The organism is Pseudidiomarina xizangensis (genome assembly GCF_052541995.1).
On record NZ_JBOBQA010000004.1, the window covers coordinates 81599 to 101627 of the forward strand.

A 20029-nucleotide genomic window follows, 5' to 3' on the forward strand; every position below is an offset into this window, starting at 1 on the left:
TGGCGGGAAATAAAAAGGCGATGCCGAAGCATCGCCTAGTGTATTCTCTCATTGTCACACAGCGCACGTGCGATTTACGAGAACGGTTGTCAATTCATCCATGTTATCAATTATAACGTCCGTGACTATTTTTATTATTATTGTTATTTTTTCGCGCTTTAACCGAGCATTGCTTTTGCTTTTATCGCTTGGTTAAAAAGGCCTCCTGGCCTGTTCTTATTCCCTGGATTAAATCTGTAAGTTGACGAATCAACCGTCGGAATCGCTTTCGCAGCGGGTTCCGTTAATCTCGAATGGCATTCAGACTACTGAATCGAGATTTTTTATCAATGATTTTTATGATCTAAGGAAACCGTTTTTTATTACTTATAGGTTTATAGCTTGCTTTCTAAAGGCTTTCTTTGAGTTCTATATAACATAAAAATCGAAAAAGCAGCGTCAACCGCTGCTTTTTTAGCCTTTAACCCATTCTTCTTTTAATACAAACCTGACATGTACTGCGACAAAAGTTCAATATCTTTGTCGGTCAATTTCGCCGCTACATCGCGCATCATGCCATTCATATCATTCGCACGTTCACCGCTACGAAACTTTTCAAGTTGGGTTTTCAGATAGGCTGGGTATTGTCCGGAAATATCTGGGAACACTGCCAATGCCATACCATCGCCGCGAGGCCCATGACAAGCAACACACGCTGTTATACCACGCTCTGTATCACCACCCAGGTAAAACTTTTGTCCGGCAGCAACCACATCTTCTGGCGCTGTACCTTGCATCGGATCCTGACTGGCAAAGTACGCCGCCAAATCCGCGATATCCTGGTCGCTTAATGAAGCGACTTGGCCTTGCATAATGGCGTTTGCGCGTCCTTCTTTACCACCCGTTTCGGCAGCAAGTTTATAGTCGTGCAATTGCTTAGTTAGATAAGAAGCATGCTGACCGTTGATTTTCGGGTACATATCAGATGGCGAGCTACCAGTTGGACCGTGGCACGCGGCACAGACTTGCGATTTTTCTTTACCAGCTACGGCATCGCCGCTAGCTGCGAAGGTTGCGCCAGTTAAACCAAGGTACAGCCCAACGAACAATACGAGTTTTTTCATGGTCGATTTCTCTACTCTGGATGTAGTAACAGACGCTATTTTACACAAAACTACTAAGGATTAAACGCCTAATCGTGATAGCATACGCTTTCCTTCGAAGCATCAAAGACATCATGGAATCTACAACGCTTAACTTTCAGCCGACGGTGTTCATCACCAGTGCCGCAGATATTCGCCAACTTCCCGACGATACAGGTGCTGAAATCGCCTTCGCTGGGCGCTCAAATGCAGGTAAATCCAGCGCGTTAAACACTTTAACGCGGCAGCGTAACCTTGCCCGCACCAGTAAGACACCTGGCCGAACTCAGCTGATAAACGTCTTCGAGGTCTTGCCTGGTAAGCGGCTGATTGATTTACCCGGATACGGTTATGCCAAAGTACCCTTGCCGGTGAAAGAAAAATGGCAACTGGCCTTGAGTGAATACCTGCAGCAACGCGAATCACTGCGCGGATTGGTGTTATTAATGGATATCCGTCACCCTTACCGTGAAGTCGACCAAGACTTGTTGCATTGGGCAACTGACTGTGAGATTCCAGTATTGGTACTGCTGACCAAAGCCGATAAACTAAAACCTGGTCCGCGCAAGTCGACACTACTTAAAGCCCGTGAGGCTGCGCTAGTGTTCGGCGGTGATATCACCGTCGAAATGTTTTCCTCGCTGACGAAGCTTGGTCTGCGAGAAGCTGAAAATAAATTGTCGGAGTGGTTAACGCACGATGCAGACTGAAGTTCCCCCGCTTAAAGCTTGGCTTTTGTTAGGTTTACTAGCACTCATTTGGGGGAGCTCGTTTTTATTGATTAAAAAAGGCTTGCTGGGTTTTAGCCCTGACCAACTTGCCGCGATCCGCATCGCCGCAGCAGGTTTTTTCCTCTTACCCTTTATTCTGCATCGTTTTAAAACCGTACGTCCGCATCATTGGCTGAAACTCATTTGCGTCGGTTTAGTCGGTAGTTTTATACCCGCATTTTTATTTGCTTTCGCACAAACTGAATTACCTTCGGGCGTAACGGGAGTACTGAATACTTTTACCCCTCTTGCGACCCTAATCATCGGTGTGCTCTTATTCCGTCAACCATCGCGTTTGCAACAGTGGATAGGTGTTTTTATCGGTCTGGTTGGTACTATTTTGCTAGTGACCGCCACTGCCTCCGGCAACTTTGAACTGAACCGCTATGGCTTACTGATTATCGCCGCAACCATTTGCTACGGCTTAAATCTCAACCTTATTAAACATCATATTCCGGATCTTGGCGCTTTAACCATTACTGGCGTTTCATTATTTCTGGTCGCGCCACCAGCACTAGCTTACTTGCTGTTAGCCACTCCCTTTACCAGTCAGGTAAGCCAACCACAACTGTGGTTTCCACTATCAGCGATACTGATTTTAGGTGTTGTTGGTACCGCAATGGCATTAATCATTTTCAATACCGTGGTAAAACTCACAGATACCACCTTTACTAGCTCGGTCACGTATCTCATTCCGATCGTGGCATTGATTCTTGGAATCATTGATGGAGAGGCCTTCTTTATTCAACAAGGTATAGGTCTCGCAGCGATTCTAGCTGGTGTATGGATCGCCAACCGCCGCAAGCGCCAGCCTGTCAATATACAACGCTAGTTATAAAAACAAGCTTTTAGAAAAGAAAAAGCCCGGCAACTAGGCCGGGCAAAAAACTTACAATCCAGGGAGAGAACATCTCTGAAAGGACTTCGCAAACGGAGCCATAATCTCTCGTATAATGCGCCTTTCAATAAATCAGACTTAGCCTTTTTCAAATAGTTCAAAAATTTTTTAATTGTTTGAATTATTTTTTAATGAGCTTCATCCCAGTTATCACCAACCCCCGCCTCTGCGATTAATGGCACGTCAAGTTTAACCGCATTCTCCATGATTCTGACTAACTCTTTTTGCCAACGTTCCACGTGATCTTTATGCACCTCAAAAACCAGTTCATCGTGCACCTGCATGATCATCCAGGCTTGCTCCTGCGGAACTTCTCGCTGCATAAAGTCGGCCACTTTAATCATTGCATACTTAATGATATCTGCTGCAGAGCCCTGCATGGGCGCGTTGATCGCCGCACGCTCGGCGCCTTTGCGGCGAGCGCCGTTCTGCGCACGGATTTCCGGCAGGTGCAGACGTCGACCAAACAACGTCTCGACGTAGCCGTCACGCTTGGCCTGCTCTCGGGTTGCTTCCATATAACGCAGTACCCCTGGAAAGCGCTCAAAGTACTTATCCATATAGTCTTGTGCTTCATGACGTGGAATATCCAATTGGCGGGCTAAGCCAAACGCCGACATGCCATAAATAAGACCGAAGTTAACCGCTTTCGCGCGGCGACGTTGTTCATTAGTGACATCTTCTAGTGCGACAGAAAATACCTCTGACGCCGTCGCCTTATGGATATCTCGACCTTTGGAAAACGCTTCAAGAAGATTTTTGTCCTGCGACAGGTGCGCCATAATACGCAGTTCAATTTGACTGTAGTCGATGGCCATAATGCGATAACTTTCCGGCGCCGTAAAAGCCTTGCGTACGCGCCGACCAGCCTCAGTACGGATTGGAATATTCTGTAAGTTTGGATCGCTTGACGACAATCGCCCAGTCGCCGTCACCGCTTGGTGATAAGAGGTATGAATGCGCTGGGTGCGAGGGTTCACCATCTTCGGCAGTTTGTCAGTATAGGTTGACTTCAATTTGCTTAGTCCACGATGGCGCATAATGACATCGGGCAATGGGTAATCCAGTGCGAGCTCCTGCAACACCTCTTCAGCAGTCGATGGCGCCCCTTTTGGGGTCTTCTTGCGGATCGGCAGCTGTAACTTTTCAAACAAAATTGTTTGCAGTTGCTTAGGTGAACCTAAATTAAATTCTTCGCCGGCGATGATGTACGCCTGCTCCTCAAGTTTCGCCAGTTCGAGAGCTATTTCGTTACTCTGTTTTGCTAATAGCTGCGCATCGATTTGTACCCCGCGCTGTTCCATATCAACCAAGATCGGCACCAGCGGCAACTCAATATCCTGTAGCACCTGCATTAGTGACGGCACGTTATTAACAGCAGCCCAAAGTTTTTCGTGCAACCGCAAAGTAACGTCCGCATCTTCAGCGGCGTAAGGTGCTGCTTGCTCCAATCCAATCTGATTAAAGGTTAACTGCTTTGCGCCCTTGCCGGCGACATCCTGGAACGCTATCGGCCGATGCCCAAGATATTGTAGACTCAAACTGTCCATGTCATGCCGTGAGGCAACGCTGTTAAATACGTAAGAAGCCAGCATGGTATCGTTTTTAATACCCGCAAGGCGGATGCCATAACGGCGTAGAATATGGCTATCGTATTTAAGGTTTTGCCCTATCTTTCCGATTTTCTCATTTTCTAACACTGGTTTGAGCAAATCCAGCACCTGCTTACGATCAAGTTGGTCGGGCGCACCTGGATAGTCGTGCGCCACCGGAATATAGGCAGCTTCGCCCGCTTTTAAAGCAACAGAAACGCCGACCAACTCAGCTTCCATGTAATTGAGGCTGGTGGTTTCGGTATCAAACGCAAAAGCATCGGCTTGTTCTAGTCGCGTTATCCATTTCTGCAACTCACCGTCTGTAGTTATGACCTGATAATCATCGTGAGAAATAGCTGTCGGCTCGGATTCAGCGGTTGGGGCTTTACCCGTCGTTTGTTCAGTAACTGCACCTTCGCGTAATACCTCATCGAGCCAGCGACGGAATTCGCACTCTTTATAAAGACGAATCAGTTCGTCACGGTCCACGTCGGTAATTCGTAAGCCCTCTGGTTTTACCCCATCTAACTCAACATCAAGCTTGATGGTCGCTAATTCGCGCGACAGCATCAGGATAGCTTCGTGCTCACGAAGCTTGTCTGGCATCGACTTAGCGCCACGGAACTCGAGTTTTGCTAGCGCATTGGGATCTTTGTACATTGCATCGATCGAACCCATTTCCTGCAGCATAGCCAACGCGGTTTTTTCACCGACCTTGGGTAACCCGGGAATGTTGTCTGAGCTATCGCCCATCAAAGCAAGGTAATCGATAATCTGTTGCGGCTGTACACCGTACTTATTCACCACACCCTGTTCGTTAAGCAGAGAATCGGTCATGGTATTGATTAGCATCACATGCTCATTGACCAGTTGCGCCATATCTTTGTCGCCCGTGCTAATCAGCGTGAAGCGACCCTGATCGCCAGCCTGTCGAGCCAAGGTACCAATTACATCATCTGCTTCGACGTTATCAATACAAAGCAGCGGCAGCCCCAACGCCTTTACGATGGCATGCAACGGGGCAATTTGTGAGCGCAAATCGTCAGGCATTGGTGGGCGATTTGCCTTGTATGCTTCATACATATCATTACGAAAGGTTTTCCCCTTCGCGTCAAACACAACAGCCATATGCGACGGCTGATATTTCTTAATTAAACTACGCAGCATATTGACTACGCCATAGATGGCACCGGTCGGCTCACCCGCTGAATTTGTCAGGTGTGGAGGAGCATAAAATGCTCTAAATAGATAGGATGAACCATCAACTAAAATGAACGGATTCTCGGGCACTTGCGGTGTGTTATTTGTAGCCATACTAAGGGTCACGCCGTCGTTCTGAATGATGCCGCTAAGCATGCCACAGGCGGCCGTTTCAAGCTAGCATTCAAGGATAGAGGTATTGTGCGTATGCTGTGGATAAGTCTGTTGACAGAAATCATCCTACCACGGAAAGATCAGCTGACCTTGTAGTAAGATTTAATTTAACTATTTGAATAACTAGGAACTTTACTGCTTTATAGTCCCTGACAGCTTTATTTTTTTATTTTGTGTCAGTTGTGGAAACTGATCTGCGTCTCTGATCTAAAATAGCGGGAACACTGTAGATAATTTCCGCACTACCCCAATCGACCAAGACTGGATTCGGTTCAAAAAACAACCGAGAAATAAGACTACCACAACGTGGGTGGAATACCAGCTCGCCGGTAAGATTTTTTAGAATGTTTTTCGCATATGCCCGAACTTCATTAGATGAAATAGTAATCAAAAATAGTTGTTGAATTTTTCTATAATGATCGTCATATTAGCTTTTGCATAATCGATGAAATATACAAACCAATTGGAAATTTAGTCGTTATGGAAACACCAACAATGAGTCCTTCAGACATCAGTACTAGCAAGGTACCAAAGCATGAGCGTCGGCGCGGCAAATTTGGGTCTGCTCAGTGGTGGGAATGCTTATCTATGGATCAGAAGTTTGGTGTTTACCAACTTAGTAAGTTCGGTTTTGAGCTAGCCTTCATTCGCAATTTACCCGACGCTGGGCCTCTCGCGGTCGTGCGACGAGACCGCGATTACGCAACAGTAAACCAATCTGGCGAAGTCAATCTTACCCCTGAGCTCATCATTCGCGACTAGTTTGCCCACTAGCTTTGGCTGCTAGTTCGTAACGCTTCAAGAACTGTAGCCGTGTTGGGCAGCAAGCCTTCATGCCATAATGCAAACGACAACGCGGCTTGCTCCACTAACATTCCCAAACCATCGGCAGTCATCCTTGCACCACCCCGTTTAGCCTGAGCTAAAAATGTTTGGGCATGTGCGCCATACATCATGTCATACACCAATTCAGCCCCAGCAAACCATTCTGAGTGAATTTCAAGTTCGGCCCCTTGCAGCGATGCTGAAGTAGCGTTGATCAGAATAAAGCCCGCGCTGTCGCGAATGGCTTGCGGCGGCAACGCCAGTTGCGTCAGATCCATCACCTGCAGGCCCGCGAATAGGTCGCGTAGCGGCTCGACGCGAGCTCGAGTGCGATTGACGATAACCACCTCACTACCCACTGCTTGCAATGGCTCGATGATACTGCGTGCGGCACCGCCACCGCCAATCACAATCACCGTTGGTGCCGGAAGCTGCTCGCCAGTTAACCGTTGTAAGTCGCGACATAGTCCGAAGCCATCGGTAGTATCACCGGCAAGCTGGCCCAACCCCAACGGGATCAATGTATTCACCGCGCCCGCCCGCTTCGCGCGCGGCGTTAGATGGGTCACTAACGAGGCAGCATGTTCCTTAAAAGGTACAGTGACATTTGCGCCAGCACCGCCATCACGGAAAAATTTTGCCACCTGCCCCGAAAAGTTGGCGACCGATGATAGACTGCGCGAATAACTTAGCTGCAGGCCAAATTGCTCAGCGAAAAGCTGATGAATTTTTGGCGACACACTGTGTGCTATCGGATTTCCAAATACCGTAAATTGAGTCATCTTGTCTTTTCTTAAATCTAAACAAACCAGAGAATCGCCGCGCTCGCTGTATCAACAGTTCGGCGGAGAAGCTGCCATTCGCGCCTTGGCTCACCACATGACCAGTATGACTAGAGTTCAGTTAGCCAATCGCGGGGGCGCAAGTAGTCCGTGTACAATCGGGCTTCCGGTGAGCCGGGCTCGGGTTGATAGCCATATTCCCAGCGCACCAAGGGCGGCATCGACATTAGAATAGACTCTGTGCGACCACCAGTTTGCAGGCCAAATAATGTGCCCCGATCCCACACCAGATTGAACTCCACGTACCGGCCGCGACGGTACAACTGAAATTCACGCTCACGCTCGCCAAAGGGCATCGCTTTGCGCCGCTCGACGATCGGCAGGTAGGCGTGAAGATACGCATCGCCTACGGCTCGCATAATCGCAAAGCTCTCATCAAAGCCACGCTCGTTAAGATCATCAAAGAATAGCCCACCCACACCACGCGTTTCATCACGGTGCTTCAGCCAAAAGTAATCATCACACCAAGCTTTAAACTTTGGATACAACTCCGCACCAAAAGGATCCAACGCAGCTTTTGCTACTTGATGCCAGTGCTTAATATCTTCGTCAAGGGGATAAAATGGCGTAAGGTCAAATCCACCACCAAACCACCACACCGGCTCGCTACCTTCTTTTTCTGCAATAAAAAATCGCACATTGGCATGACTGGTAGGCACATAGGGATTCTTCGGGTGCATCACTAACGATACCCCGCAAGCATTAAAGTTACGTCCCGCCAATTCCGCTCGATGAGCGGTTGCGGAAGCCGGCATTTGCGCACCAAACACATGTGAAAAGCCTACTCCGCCCTGCTCCAGCACCTGACCATTACGCAATACCCGCGAGCGTCCACCACCACCGCCCTTACGTTGCCATTGCTCTTCGGCGAAGCTGGCACCGCCGTCTGCTACTTCCAACGCCTGACAAATGCGATCTTGCAGCTGCTGAAGGTAATCGATTACTTGATCTAGTGCTTGTTGACTCATTTTAAGCTCGTACCACTTCCTGAGTGAATGGATCAATAATTTTTGACGGGCTACTTGCGCCGCCAACTTCGGCGTCCATGATCCAGCCAAGCTGGTCCGCAAAAGCATTGCGGACCTCGGTCGCAGTGGTTAGTGATGGCTCACCAGAAAGATTTGCACTGGTCGACACAATTGCGCTACCTAAAGCTTTACAAAGTTGACGCGTAGGTTCATGGGCGGTCACGCGCACCGCTATCTGGCGCCGCCCTCCGGTCAACCAATCCGGCGTATCCGCTGCGGCGGGTAGCAGCAATGTAATTGCACCCGGCCAATGGGAGAACACGCTAAAGCGTTTGTCCTGAGGGATTTCCAAGTCAGCAACGAATCGCACCAGCTGGCTGTAATCAGCTGCCACAAGAATTAAGCCTTTCTCTACTGGCCGTTGCTTCAAGGTAAGTAATTTCATCACAGCGGCTTCGTTGCGCGGATCACAACCAAGGCCAAAAACCGCTTCGGTCGGGTACGCCAATAACTCACCGTTGGTGAATGCTGCTTTTGCAGGCTGCCAATTCATGCCGGAATCCTCTGTTCACTACCGAATTTTAGACTTATAGTCACAATCAGTATTGCCACATACAAGACGCTCTCCCGCTGTCGTCTTTTTCCGCAGCAACAGCGGATAAGAACATGTCGGGCATGATTCTGCCACAGGCGGCAACGGAACGGAAAACTTACACTCAGGATAATGATCACAAGCGTAGAAGGAATGCCCGAAACGACTGGTTTTTTGCACAAGTTTGCCAACATTACAGTCTGGGCAACTGACATCAGTACCCGGATCGAAGTCAGCTGCAGTCATGTAGTCGCAATCAGGGTAGCCGCTACAACCAACAAAGAGTCCGAACCGCCCTTTTTTCAATTGCAGATCTTTCTCACACCGGGGGCAAGGCACACCCAGCGACTGAGGTTCTAGAAAGTTGTCGGTCATTTAATGCAAGAGACCTTCTGCTTCCTCGAACAACAAGCCTTCCATCTGATTATAGGCATCTTCGCACCCTGGTACGTTAAAGAGCACCATGAGGACCACCCATTTCAGATCATCCAGCGTCACTTCTGCCATGTCGAGTTCCATCACGCGGTCCATTACCATTTCGCGGGTTGCGAAATCGAGCACGCCAAGATTCTCGAGATAGATCAGGAAGCCACGACTCGCGCAATCTAAGCGCGCCGTTTCTTCCGCGGTGAACACTCGTGTTGTACTGCCTTGAGAGCGGTTTAGGTAAGGTTTAACTTGGTTGTCCTGGAGTTCAGCCAAGCGTTCCAACCACGCTAGCGCTTTATGAATTTCTTGCTGGCGGAAACCCGCCCGCGTGAGTTCATCAGTGAGCTCATCATGGTTAACCACCACCTCAACATCCGAGTGGATGAAGTTCTCGAACAGATACATGAGGATATCAAACATCTTTAGCGCCTCCCCACTTTTATATAACCACCGGCGACTGAAGCCACTCGCCCCTCTAATTCTAATAACACCAACTGCTCGGACACCACAGCGACCGGTAGTCCGCTGCGCGCTACGATAGTGTCTATCGATGTAGCCTCATTGCCCACATTAGCCAACAATCTGGGGTTTGCCAAGCTCCGCTCTGATTTATTTTCACACTCATTTCTAACGACTGGGGTTTGTCGTTTAAAATTCAACTCGTTACAGACGTCTTCAACATTGGTAACAAGCGCAGCTCCTTGCTGCAGCAGCTTTAAATTGCCGGTCATGCCGTTGTCCCAGATGGACCCTGGAATCGCCATCAGCGACCGGTTTTGCTCAAGCGCCAGACGCGCTGTCGATAGGCTTCCACTTTTCAGTTGCGCTTCGACCACAAGCACACCCAAAGCCAGAGCACTTAGGATACGATTGCGTCTGGGAAAATGATCACGCCGCGCTAATGTTCCCGGCATAAATTCTGACACCAGCACCCCTCCTTGCTCGATGCGTTGTTGAAGCTGTCGATGGTGTTTGGGAAAGAACTGGTCCGGACCGGTGCCAAGTACCGCTAACGTGGCTCCAGCGCTAAGCGCGGCTTCATGTGCAGCGCGATCCACGCCCTGCGCTAAACCACTACTGACGAGTAGCCCTGCACGGGTTAAATGTTCGGCAAAAAAGCGAGCGGTGTTTTGCGCTGGAGGACTGGCTTTGCGACTTCCGACGATGGCAACCTGAGGTGCATGTAGTAGCGCACTGTTACCCGCTACGAAAAGGATCAGTGGAGGTTGCGAAATGGTTCGTAGCGCTTCTGGATAGTCTGCTTCAAACCAATGAATAATACGGCGTTGGCCACGACTTAGCCACAGCTCGGTTAGTTTTAGATCGCGAGCCGCTACCGCATCTTCAGGCTTAGTTAAAACCGCTTGGGCTGCAGCGAAACTGCTAAGTTTGCGAATTTTACGTCGGTCTTGCGCTGTCAGCCGTGTCAGCGCCAAAACATCTAAAAGTGAGGGTTTCATCGCACATCCTTGTGCAGCTAAAAGTGTTAAATGTTAAATGTTAATCGGAGGCTAATTGCTTAGGAATATAATAAGCCCCAACTTCAAACCAATCATGAGCACTTACTACTATTGCCATGCTTATTTCAGGATAAGTTTTTATAACCAATAGTTCCGACGTCGCGCGTGGCGGCAACCTAAGAGTATCTCTCCACTTGCGCGAAATGTCGTCGTATGGCTTGTACAGATTTGCTGCTGCTGGCGGTTCCTCGTCGACAAATACATCAATGCCGGGCCGTAACGCCTGAAACATTTGACCAACTTCTACGCCGTGCATACTGCCTTTATCCAGCACTACGACATCGTATTTACCATGTTTATCTGCGTCGTTTAGAGTGCCCACGACGTAACCGTCAACAGGCGCGCCCGTGGTCGCTTTGATAATTTCCGGTAGCACCGTTTGCTGGCGCGGAAGAATTACGTCGCCACGCCGAATTTCACGCTGCGGTTTGATTAATTCGCCTTCGGTCGTTTGCGCATGCTGATAGGTGATACGCACTCCGGAAACATCGCGTAACAGGGTAAAATTGCCGATGTTTTGCACATCGGTAAATACCCGATATTTTTCATCCAACTCAACCGCACCATCAATGTATACCGGTGCCATGCCATTGATCCTCGGTGCGCCGCGATTATCGCCAAGAATGCGCGGCATACTGGCAAACTCAGCAGCACTGACGATGTGATGGTCATCAATAAACGGCGCTAAGGCCGCTCGATCGAACGTCGGTATTGGATTACCTTTGCGCTCAAGCACGCCCTCTGGCGTCATAGCGCGGAATTCCTTGCGACTAAGTTGCGGCCGCCCATTTACCCAAGATAAATAAAGCCGATCGCCGGGATAAATTAAATGCGGGTTCGCGATATCATCATTCAGTCGCCAAAGTTCTGGCCAGTGCCATGGATCATTTAAGTACAGTTCTGAAATATCCCACAGCGTATCACCTTTTTTGACCACATATTCTCGCGGTGCATCTTCGCGTAAACGAACCACATCACCGCTGGTCGTTGAAGCCGCAGAGGTCTCATTTTGTTGGGTCGCGAACGCCGTCGCTGAAGGTATTAGCAATAAACCGATGACCGCAATCGCTTGGAATCGCCAGGTAGCCATATTGAGCTCCATTGTAAACTCGTGTTTTCATCCCCAAATTACGTTAAAATTGGCAAAGATGAAACTAACGAAAGACGAGTTATGACTAATTTAATTATTTTAAAGTATCCAGACGAGCGTTTACGCACCGTCGCAGAACCCATTACTAGTGTAGATGATAGTTTGCGTGAAACCATCGACGCAATGTTTGAAACTATGTACGACTCTAATGGTGTAGGCCTTGCAGCAACACAAGTCAATGTACATAAACGACTTTTCATCGCTGATTGTAGCGAAGATCAGAACCAGCCGTTAGTTTTTATCAATCCAGAGATTACAGAAAAAGACGGTTTGTTCGCAAATGAAGAAGGTTGTCTGTCGTTTCCTGGGGTGTACGCCAAGGTGGAGCGCGCCGAAAAAATTACTGTTTCAGCACTTGATCGCCATGGCGAAACTTTTTCTATGAATGCTGAAGGTTTACTTGCAGTTTGCATTCAACACGAGATTGATCACCTGAACGGTAAGCTTTTCGTTGATTACTTATCACCATTAAAGCGCAATCGGATTCGTAAAAAACTAGAGAAAGAAGCTCGTTTGGATGCGGTTTAGACCATGCGAATTGTTTTTGCAGGCACCCCCGATTTTGCAGCTGGCCATTTAGCTGCACTTCTTGCGAGCAAAGCGCACCAGATCGTTGCGGTTTACACGCAACCCGATCGTCCCGCAGGTCGCGGCAAGAAGCTTCAGGCGAGTGCTGTCAAACAGCTCGCTCTCAAACACGATTTACCGGTAGAACAACCAGCGTCACTTAAAGACCCCGACACCCAGGCGCAGCTCGCTACTTACCATGCCGATGTTATGGTGGTGGTCGCCTACGGTTTACTTTTACCTAGCGCAATATTAGCCCTGCCACAGCTTGGCTGTATCAACGTACACGGCTCATTACTCCCGCGCTGGCGGGGCGCAGCGCCAATCCAGCGCGCGATTTGGGCAGGTGATAGCCACTCCGGCGTTACCATTATGCAAATGGAAGCAGGCTTAGATACGGGTCCGGTATTGTTAAGCAAAGAGGTTCCCATTGCTGCTGCTGAAACTTCATCGTCACTTTATGGCAAGCTCGCTGAGCTTGGTCCTGAGGCGTTACTGGAGACTCTGCAAGATCTACCTAATTATCTTAAGCACGCACAAACGCAAGACGAAACGCTGGTGTCGTACGCACAAAAATTGGCCAAAGAAGAGGCCGAGCTGGAGTGGCAGCAACCTGCTGCCGTCTTGGAGCGCTGGATACGCGCATTTAATCCGTGGCCGGTGGCGTGGCTGGAAAGTCTTGGTGGTACGGTAAAAGTTTGGCACGCGAAAGTTGTTGAAGGTGATTCGGGCAGCGCCCCAGGCACCGTCTTAGCTGCTACCAAACATGGCATTGTTGTGCAAACAACCGAACTAGCACTATGTATTACCGAATTACAGCCCCCGGGTAAGAAAGTAATGCCTGTTAGTGACTTTTTGAACGGACGCGCAGACTGGTTTACGGTTGGTAGCCAATTGCAAGGAACGTCTCATGAGTAAAGGTGCTGATTCCAGAGCCGCTGCTGCACAAGCGCTCGCTCAGGTGCTTGAGCACGGCCGTTCGCTGTCGCAAGCGCTACCCGATTACACCTCGAAACTCGAGTCCCGCGATCGTGCAATGGTGCAGTCATTATGTTTCGGTGTCTTGCGCAACTTACCCTTACTGAATGCCTCTCTTGCTAAGTTTCTTGACAAGCCCCTCAAAAAAGATCTGGTAATACTGCATTATTTGTTGCTAGTGGGCGCTTACCAACTGATGTTTATGGGAACCTCCGATCATGCGGCAGTTTCGGCCACAGTAGAGGCAACAGAATTGCTCAAAAAGCGCCGGCAAAAAGGCTTAATCAACGCCGTGTTACGCAACTTGCAGCGGCAACGCCAAGCGGTTCTAGCAGAGTTGGCTAGCAACTCCGAATTGCAGTACGGTCACCCGCGCTGGCTTGCTGACGCGATCAAACACGCTTACCCGCACCAAGCTGATGCTATTTTCGAAGCTAATAATCTACAGGCACCGATGTGGCTGCGCGTCAACACGCAACAGATCACTGTGGCGGACTATCGCCAAGCACTGAACACCTATGATGGGGAACTGTTGCTAGCTGACAGTATTACTGCACTGCCGACCGCACTGAAACTACAAAAAGCCGTTGATGTGCGGCAGCTGCCCGGCTTCGCGGAAGGCTGGTTTTCAGTGCAAGATTGCTCCGCCCAGTACGCCGCGACTTTGTTGCAAACACAAACTGAACAACGCGTACTTGATTGTTGTGCGGCACCAGGTGGTAAAACCGCGCATATTCTTGAACAAACCCCGACCGCCCATGTGCATGCGCTTGATGTTGACGCACGACGATTGGAGCGTGTCGAAGAAAATCTGACACGCCTGCAACTTGATGCCAATGTTCTCTGTGGTGACGCATCGCAACCCGAACAATGGTGGGACGGCTTACCTTACGATCGTATTTTGCTGGATGCACCCTGCTCCGCCACTGGTGTTATCCGCCGCCATCCAGATATTAAGTGGTTGCGCCGCGCGAGTGACATTGGTGCACTGGTAAAAATCCAAGCGACACTGCTTGATGCCCTCTGGCCATTACTAAGTGCTGGTGGTAGGTTAGTTTATGCAACTTGCTCACTACTTCCAGACGAAAATCAGCAGCAAATAGCGGCATTTTGTCAGCGTCATCCAGATGCTCGGCCCATGCCCACAGCACCCGATGGTGCAAGCTGCTGGCAACGACTTCCCGGTGAGCAAGACGGTGATGGCTTCTTTTACGCAATTGTGGAAAAGCAACAATGAAAATAGTGATTCTTGGCGGTGGACAGGTCGGTGGCACGCTAGCCGAAAACTTAGTCGGCGAAGATAATGATATTACTGTTGTCGATATCGATCCGGGACGTTTAGGCGAGCTTTCCGATCGGCACGACATTCGCACTGTGCAAGGACACGGCTCACATCCTCGAGTTTTACGTAATGCCGGCTGCGAAGACGCCGACATGCTTATCGCTGTTACACCAAGCGATGAAACCAACATGATGGCGTGCCAAATTGCTTACACCCTATTCCGCACACCTAAGCGGATTGCCCGAGTGCGCTCACAAGAATACATCGACTTTAAAGACCAGTTGTTCCATAAGGACGATGTTCCGGTGGATCACACCATTTCGCCAGAACAACAAGTCACGCACTACATTAAGCGGCTCGTCGATTACCCCGGCGCTTTGCAGGTGATGGAATTTGCTGGCGGTCGCGCCAGTCTGGTCGCGGTGCGAGCTTATTATGGCGGCAAGTTAGTCGGTCATGCCATCTCATCACTCAAAGAGCACATGCCTAATGTCGAAACACGGGTTGCCGCAGTTTTCCGTCAAGGCCGGGCAATTCGCCCGATGGGCACTACCATCATCGAAGCCGGAGACGAAGTGTTTTTCATTACCGATACGCGCTATGTCCGTATGGTAATGGAAGAAATGCAAAAGCTCGAGCACCAATACCGGCGCATAATGATTGCGGGTGGTGGCAACATCGGCGCAGGCCTGGCTGCCTTACTGGAAGAGAATCACCACGTTAAACTCATTGAACGTAATGTCGCCCGTGGCGAAGAACTTAATGAAAAGTTGCGTCATACCACCATCCTGGAAGGTGATGCCTCAGAAAGTCGCTTGCTGAGTGACGAGCACATTGAAGACGTCGATGTATTTATTGCGGTCACCAACGACGATGAAGCCAACATCATGTCCGCCATGCTGGCAAAGAAAATGGGCGCTAAGAAAACCATGGTGCTCATTCAACGCCAGGCCTACGTTGATTTAGTGCAAGATAACGTGATTGATATTGCCATTTCTCCACAGCGCGCCACTGTGTCTGCACTGTTATCATTGATCCGTAAGGGTGACATCGTTAATGCCTACTCCTTGCGTAAAGGCGCTGCCGAGGCCATCGAAGCTATCGCCCACGGCGATGAAAAAACATCGAAAGTAGTCGGCAAATCAATCAGTGAAATTAAGTTGCCACCCGGCACCACCATTGGTGCAATTGTTCGAGGTCACGAGGTTATGATTGCGCACGACGATACGGTGCTGCATGCGGATGATCACGTTATCTTGTTCTTGGTCGATAAGAAATATGTACGGGAAGTTGAGCGCCTGTTCCAGCCAAGCGCTCTATTCTTTTAAGAGCGCCAGAATGTTGGCGTTAACAAGACCAAAATAGTAAAGACCTCAAGCCGGCCGAATAGCATGGCGACGACTAGCAGCCATTTTGCGGCATCAGGGATGGTCGCGTAATTAGCCGCGACGTCGCCAAGACCAGGGCCTAGATTGTTTAAACAAGCAGCCGTAGCCGAGAAGGCCGTAATATCGTCAAGCCCGGTAGCAAGCAAGCCCAACATTACCACCACAAACACTAACGCATAAGCTGCAAAGAAGCCCCAAACCGCCTCAACCACGCGTTGCGGCAAGATCCGATTGCCTAATTTCACCGTGTAAACTCCTGCCGGATGAACCAACCGGTTAAGTTCACGCACGCCTTGGCGAAATAACAGCACCACGCGCACGACTTTTAGGCCACCCGCGGTCGAGCTGGCACAGCCGCCGATGAAACTGGCAAAAATGAGTAATATTGGCAAAAACAGTGGCCATGAGGCAAAATCCGTAGTCGCGAAGCCCGCTGTGGTGCTAATTGAAACAGCCTGGAACATGGCCTGGTTAAAAGCTGTCCCCGTATCCACAAACTGGTCGTGAACGAGTACCGCAGCAAACACAATGAAAACCAACGTTGCCTGAATCCCCAGGAAGGCCCTAACCTCCGGATCACGGAAGTAGCTCATCAGCGTACGCCCTGTTATGGCCGTGTAGTGAATTGCGAAATTGATGGCTGAGAGCAACAAAAACACCACGCAAATGGTGTTAATAGCGCTACTGTTAAAGTGCCCCATGCTGGCGTCGTAAGTACTGAATCCACCGACCGCGATGGTCGAGAAGGAGTGACTGATGGCATCGAACCAGCCCATACCAGCCAGGCGATAAGCCACCGCGCAAGCTGCTGTGAGCGCGACATAGATATACCAGAGGTGTTTGGCTGTATCCGCAATTCGCGGTGTCATTTTGGTATCTTTTTGCGGACCAGGAATCTCGGTGCGGTACAGCTGCATGCCGCCGATGCCAAGCATAGGTAGTATCGCCACCGCCAACACGATAATACCCATACCGCCCAACCACTGCAGTTGCTGCCGATAAAACAAGATACTATGCGGTAGTGTTTCAATACCTTGAATCACCGTTGCCCCGGTCGTGGTTAAGCCCGAAAACGACTCAAACACTGCATCGGTGAAAGACAAAGGCAGTTCTTCGGCGAACCACAAAGGCATAACACCGACCATTCCCAATACGGTCCAGAACAGCACGGTCAGCAAAAATCCATCGCGGATTTTCAGCTCGGTACTCTGCTTCCGGTTGGGGTACCAAACAAAAAAACCAATAATCAAACTGATAGCAAAGGCTAACGTGAAAGCAGTACCGCCGCCATCACCATAAATTAAGGCAACGGCCCCAGGTGGCAGCAGCGTAACGCTGAATAAGCATATCAACAGCCCTAATATGCGAAGAATACTTCTTAGGCGCACGGATTATCCCCAGTTTGACGTTTCAATGTGACACGCCCTTGTGTCGCGTTTTGTAATGCCGGCGGCAAGTTCTTGTTGTTCTGCATGGCATCGTACTGTGCCAAACAATGCGTGACAACTTTTTGATTGGCATAATCGTAGTGTAACTAGGCAGATTCGCGAACTACCACCACAGATACCTCGTCAACACGCGGCGCTGCTGGCGTCTAATACTGTGTCATAGCCTTTAAAGTCCCAGCGACGATTTACTTATTGTCATTTCCGTCAATTCGGTAAAACGGTTTATCGGCTGTTCCGGTTTTTCTAACATCAAATAAATCTGTTGATAAGCCAATACATTTTTCACGTAATCCCGAGTCTCACGATAAGGAATGGTCTCGATCCAGCGATCAATCGCCATAGGCTGTTGCGGAATCCAGTCAATAACACGATAAATACCGCCATTGTACGCTGCTGTAGCTACTACCCAGTTATCGCCCAGACGACGCTTTAAATCCGCCAAATAACGGGTGCCCAGCCGAATGTTGACACCGACGTTTTGCAGATCATGTCGGGCATAATCACGTCGACCTATATAGCGTGCGGTGCTCGGTAACAGTTGCATCAACCCATGTGCGCCGGCATGAGAGTATGCATCAAAACGAAATGCACTTTCCCGACGCGAAATCGCAAATACCCAATCCGACGTGATTCCCGCAGTCTCTGCATGAGCCCGATGCTCGTCGGCATAAGCAAACGGAAAACGCTGTTCGATAGCACCAAACTCGCCTAACTGCCCCAGGGTGTAAATCGCTTGATCATGCCAGCCCCACTGCGATGCCAGTACCGCCAGCAATTCCTGCTGCCGCGGCTCGGCACCTTGTAGCAACTGATACCATTCCCGCCGCGCTTCGATATAGCGTTCCAGCTGTAAAAACTCGTAGGCGCGTTGCACAGCACCAAGCGAGCGAATAGTGGTGAGTTCATCTGCGCTGTACTTAATACTTTCTCGTGCCAACTGCAAGGGTAGCTGCAATTTGCTTGCCGCGAGGAAGCCATAGTAGCTACGTTGCCCCGCGATATGTCGAAAATCACTGTCAGCTTGTGCCGATTGCCCTAATTCTTCGTAGGCCCGCCCCCGCCAATAGAACCATTGATCTTGCTCGTTCTTAATGCCGATGGCCGCCGCCGGATGGCTTACCAAAGCTTGCCAGTCTCCCTCGCGCACCCAGTCGGCCAGCTGCCATTGCAACGTCGCTGCAGTGTGTTCATCAGCTTGCAATAGAGCAAGCCACTCGTGCGCCGCAGGGTGATCTTTTGCGCTTAAGGCCACCGCAAATTTTTGTTCTAACTCAGTACGTTGGTTCTCAGAAAGAGGTATCTCACCGGGCAGTTCTGCCAAGGTTCGGACCGCCAGATCCGGATCGCGCCAAATCAACCGCCCTAAACCGTAGGTCACGATGCTTGCCGCTCGCTGCGCTGCTTTGCCGCTATGCTGTGCTAAGGCATCAAGCTCACGCACTAAGTTAGCCGGATTACGGCGAACGCGATGATAACTATCAATTAGATCGGTGGTAGGTGCTTCCAGCAAGCTTGCCAGATAAGGTAGTAAGGTATGTTTACCATCTTCCGCTGCCAGTTTTGCCCGCTGCCAGACCATATCTTCCGTGCGATGACCGGCTTTTGTCCACGTTGCGAGCAAAGGATCACAAGCTTTCGGCAACGACTCTCCCGTCAGCCATAACTGGTCTACCGCGCGCATCACCGCCGCCTCAGGTTGAGTTTTTTGCTGCAAACTAAAACGCCAGAAATAACAACGGTGTTCTAACCGTCCAGGGTAAATAAAATCGCGTAAAAAGCGTTTTTGCTCGTTCTTTCGCGCCAGATAGTCAAGCCATGGATAGCGAAGTTGCCAATCAAGAGGGGTATTCCCCAGCACTTCAAAAAATTCCAGTACCCGATCTTCGTTGGCGACGTATCCCACTTGCAGCAGCCGCTCGAGTTCCAGGTAAGGCAGCAATGGATAGCCACGAAGCTCTTCCAACAGCTGGTTGTACTCGTTTAGCCGACCACGCTTTGCTGCGTATTCGGCTTTCACAAACAACTGACGTTGCAATTCACGCTGATCGCCCCCATTTAATAGGGGATCATGGATTTTGGACTCAGCTAGAGTGTCGGTTGGAATTACCGCTGTAAAGAGAACCGATGTAAACAGAAGCGCACATGCTGTAGTTCGATTTAACCACATATTTTCAAACGCTCGTTTAAAAAATCATTGAAAAATTGGCCTAATCGGGCCAAACTCTTGTCACTACTTGTATCACGACAAAGTGTGATTACGAATCATACGCTAACCGAACGCA

18 protein-coding genes are annotated in these 20029 nt (G+C 49.7%); 7 read left to right on the forward strand and 11 right to left on the reverse strand.

Annotated features, from left to right (window positions below; translation table 11 throughout):
* Positions 1-476: 476 nt before the first annotated feature.
* The gene (locus ACQ5ES_RS09820) at positions 477-1103 is read right to left on the reverse strand and encodes a c-type cytochrome (protein WP_445016340.1); all 627 of its coding nucleotides are present in this window, start codon (positions 1101-1103) and stop codon (positions 477-479) included.
* Between the two features lie 113 nt (positions 1104-1216).
* Between ACQ5ES_RS09820 and yihA the strand changes: the two genes are divergently transcribed.
* Positions 1217-1831, forward strand: coding sequence for a ribosome biogenesis GTP-binding protein YihA/YsxC (gene yihA, locus ACQ5ES_RS09825; RefSeq protein ID WP_445016342.1), 615 nt, complete (start codon positions 1217-1219; stop codon positions 1829-1831).
* Positions 1821-2723: a DMT family transporter gene (locus ACQ5ES_RS09830; RefSeq protein ID WP_445016344.1), complete on the forward strand. Its 903-nt coding sequence runs from the start codon at positions 1821-1823 to the stop codon at positions 2721-2723. Before yihA ends, ACQ5ES_RS09830 begins: the two co-directional genes overlap by 11 nt.
* 194 nt (positions 2724-2917) lie before the next feature.
* Here the strand turns inward: ACQ5ES_RS09830 and polA are convergent, their stop codons facing one another.
* Positions 2918-5698 (reverse strand): DNA polymerase I, encoded by a 2781-nt coding sequence (gene polA, locus ACQ5ES_RS09835; RefSeq protein ID WP_445016346.1) that lies wholly within the window; start codon positions 5696-5698, stop codon positions 2918-2920.
* A 540-nt stretch (positions 5699-6238) separates the two neighbouring features.
* Between polA and ACQ5ES_RS09840 the strand changes: the two genes are divergently transcribed.
* Positions 6239-6520, forward strand: coding sequence for a hypothetical protein (locus tag ACQ5ES_RS09840; protein WP_445016348.1), 282 nt, complete (start codon positions 6239-6241; stop codon positions 6518-6520).
* An 8-nt stretch (positions 6521-6528) separates the two neighbouring features.
* Here ACQ5ES_RS09840 and aroE read toward each other — a convergent pair whose 3' ends face one another.
* From aroE to ACQ5ES_RS09875, 7 genes are all read right to left on the reverse strand, one after another.
* Positions 6529-7365: a shikimate dehydrogenase gene (aroE, locus tag ACQ5ES_RS09845; protein WP_445016350.1), complete on the reverse strand. Its 837-nt coding sequence runs from the start codon at positions 7363-7365 to the stop codon at positions 6529-6531.
* 110 nt (positions 7366-7475) lie between these two features.
* A complete protein-coding gene (gene hemF, locus ACQ5ES_RS09850) occupies positions 7476-8393 on the reverse strand; it encodes an oxygen-dependent coproporphyrinogen oxidase (RefSeq protein WP_445016352.1) in 918 nt (305 codons plus the stop codon).
* 1 nt (position 8394) lies between these two features.
* A complete protein-coding gene (tsaC, locus tag ACQ5ES_RS09855; protein ID WP_445016354.1) occupies positions 8395-8946 on the reverse strand; it encodes an L-threonylcarbamoyladenylate synthase type 1 TsaC in 552 nt (183 codons plus the stop codon).
* An 18-nt stretch (positions 8947-8964) separates the two neighbouring features.
* Entirely contained in the window at positions 8965-9360 is a 396-nt protein-coding gene (locus ACQ5ES_RS09860) for a DNA topoisomerase family protein (RefSeq protein ID WP_445016356.1), read from the reverse strand.
* Positions 9361-9834: a DUF494 family protein gene (locus tag ACQ5ES_RS09865; RefSeq protein WP_445016358.1), complete on the reverse strand. Its 474-nt coding sequence runs from the start codon at positions 9832-9834 to the stop codon at positions 9361-9363.
* A 2-nt stretch (positions 9835-9836) separates the two neighbouring features.
* Positions 9837-10874, reverse strand: coding sequence for a DNA-processing protein DprA (gene dprA, locus ACQ5ES_RS09870; protein WP_445016360.1), 1038 nt, complete (start codon positions 10872-10874; stop codon positions 9837-9839).
* A gap of 40 nt (positions 10875-10914) precedes the next feature.
* Positions 10915-12024: a LysM peptidoglycan-binding domain-containing protein gene (locus ACQ5ES_RS09875; protein ID WP_445016362.1), complete on the reverse strand. Its 1110-nt coding sequence runs from the start codon at positions 12022-12024 to the stop codon at positions 10915-10917.
* 81 nt (positions 12025-12105) lie between these two features.
* Between ACQ5ES_RS09875 and def the strand changes: the two genes are divergently transcribed.
* From def to trkA, 4 genes are read left to right on the forward strand one after another with little or no spacing between them, the layout of a single operon-like run.
* Complete coding sequence (def, locus tag ACQ5ES_RS09880) at positions 12106-12612, forward strand: peptide deformylase (RefSeq protein ID WP_445016364.1); 507 nt, start codon at positions 12106-12108, stop codon at positions 12610-12612.
* A 3-nt stretch (positions 12613-12615) separates the two neighbouring features.
* On the forward strand, positions 12616-13569 hold the full coding sequence (gene fmt, locus ACQ5ES_RS09885; RefSeq protein ID WP_445016366.1) for a methionyl-tRNA formyltransferase: 954 nt from the start codon (positions 12616-12618) through the stop codon (positions 13567-13569).
* Positions 13562-14866, forward strand: a complete 1305-nt coding sequence (gene rsmB / locus ACQ5ES_RS09890) for a 16S rRNA (cytosine(967)-C(5))-methyltransferase RsmB (protein WP_445016368.1) — start codon at positions 13562-13564, stop codon at positions 14864-14866. The genes fmt and rsmB overlap by 8 nt, the downstream gene beginning before the upstream one ends.
* Positions 14863-16239 carry a Trk system potassium transporter TrkA gene (gene trkA, locus ACQ5ES_RS09895; RefSeq protein WP_445016370.1) on the forward strand — a complete coding sequence of 459 codons (1377 nt, stop codon included), beginning with the start codon at positions 14863-14865 and terminating at the stop codon, positions 16237-16239. The genes rsmB and trkA overlap by 4 nt, the downstream gene beginning before the upstream one ends.
* Here trkA and ACQ5ES_RS09900 read toward each other — a convergent pair.
* Entirely contained in the window at positions 16236-17687 is a 1452-nt protein-coding gene (locus tag ACQ5ES_RS09900; RefSeq protein ID WP_445016372.1) for a TrkH family potassium uptake protein, read from the reverse strand. The genes trkA and ACQ5ES_RS09900 overlap by 4 nt on opposite strands.
* A 226-nt stretch (positions 17688-17913) precedes the next feature.
* Positions 17914-19914, reverse strand: coding sequence for a transglycosylase SLT domain-containing protein (locus ACQ5ES_RS09905; RefSeq protein ID WP_445016374.1), 2001 nt, complete (start codon positions 19912-19914; stop codon positions 17914-17916).
* Positions 19915-20029 lie beyond the last annotated feature (115 nt).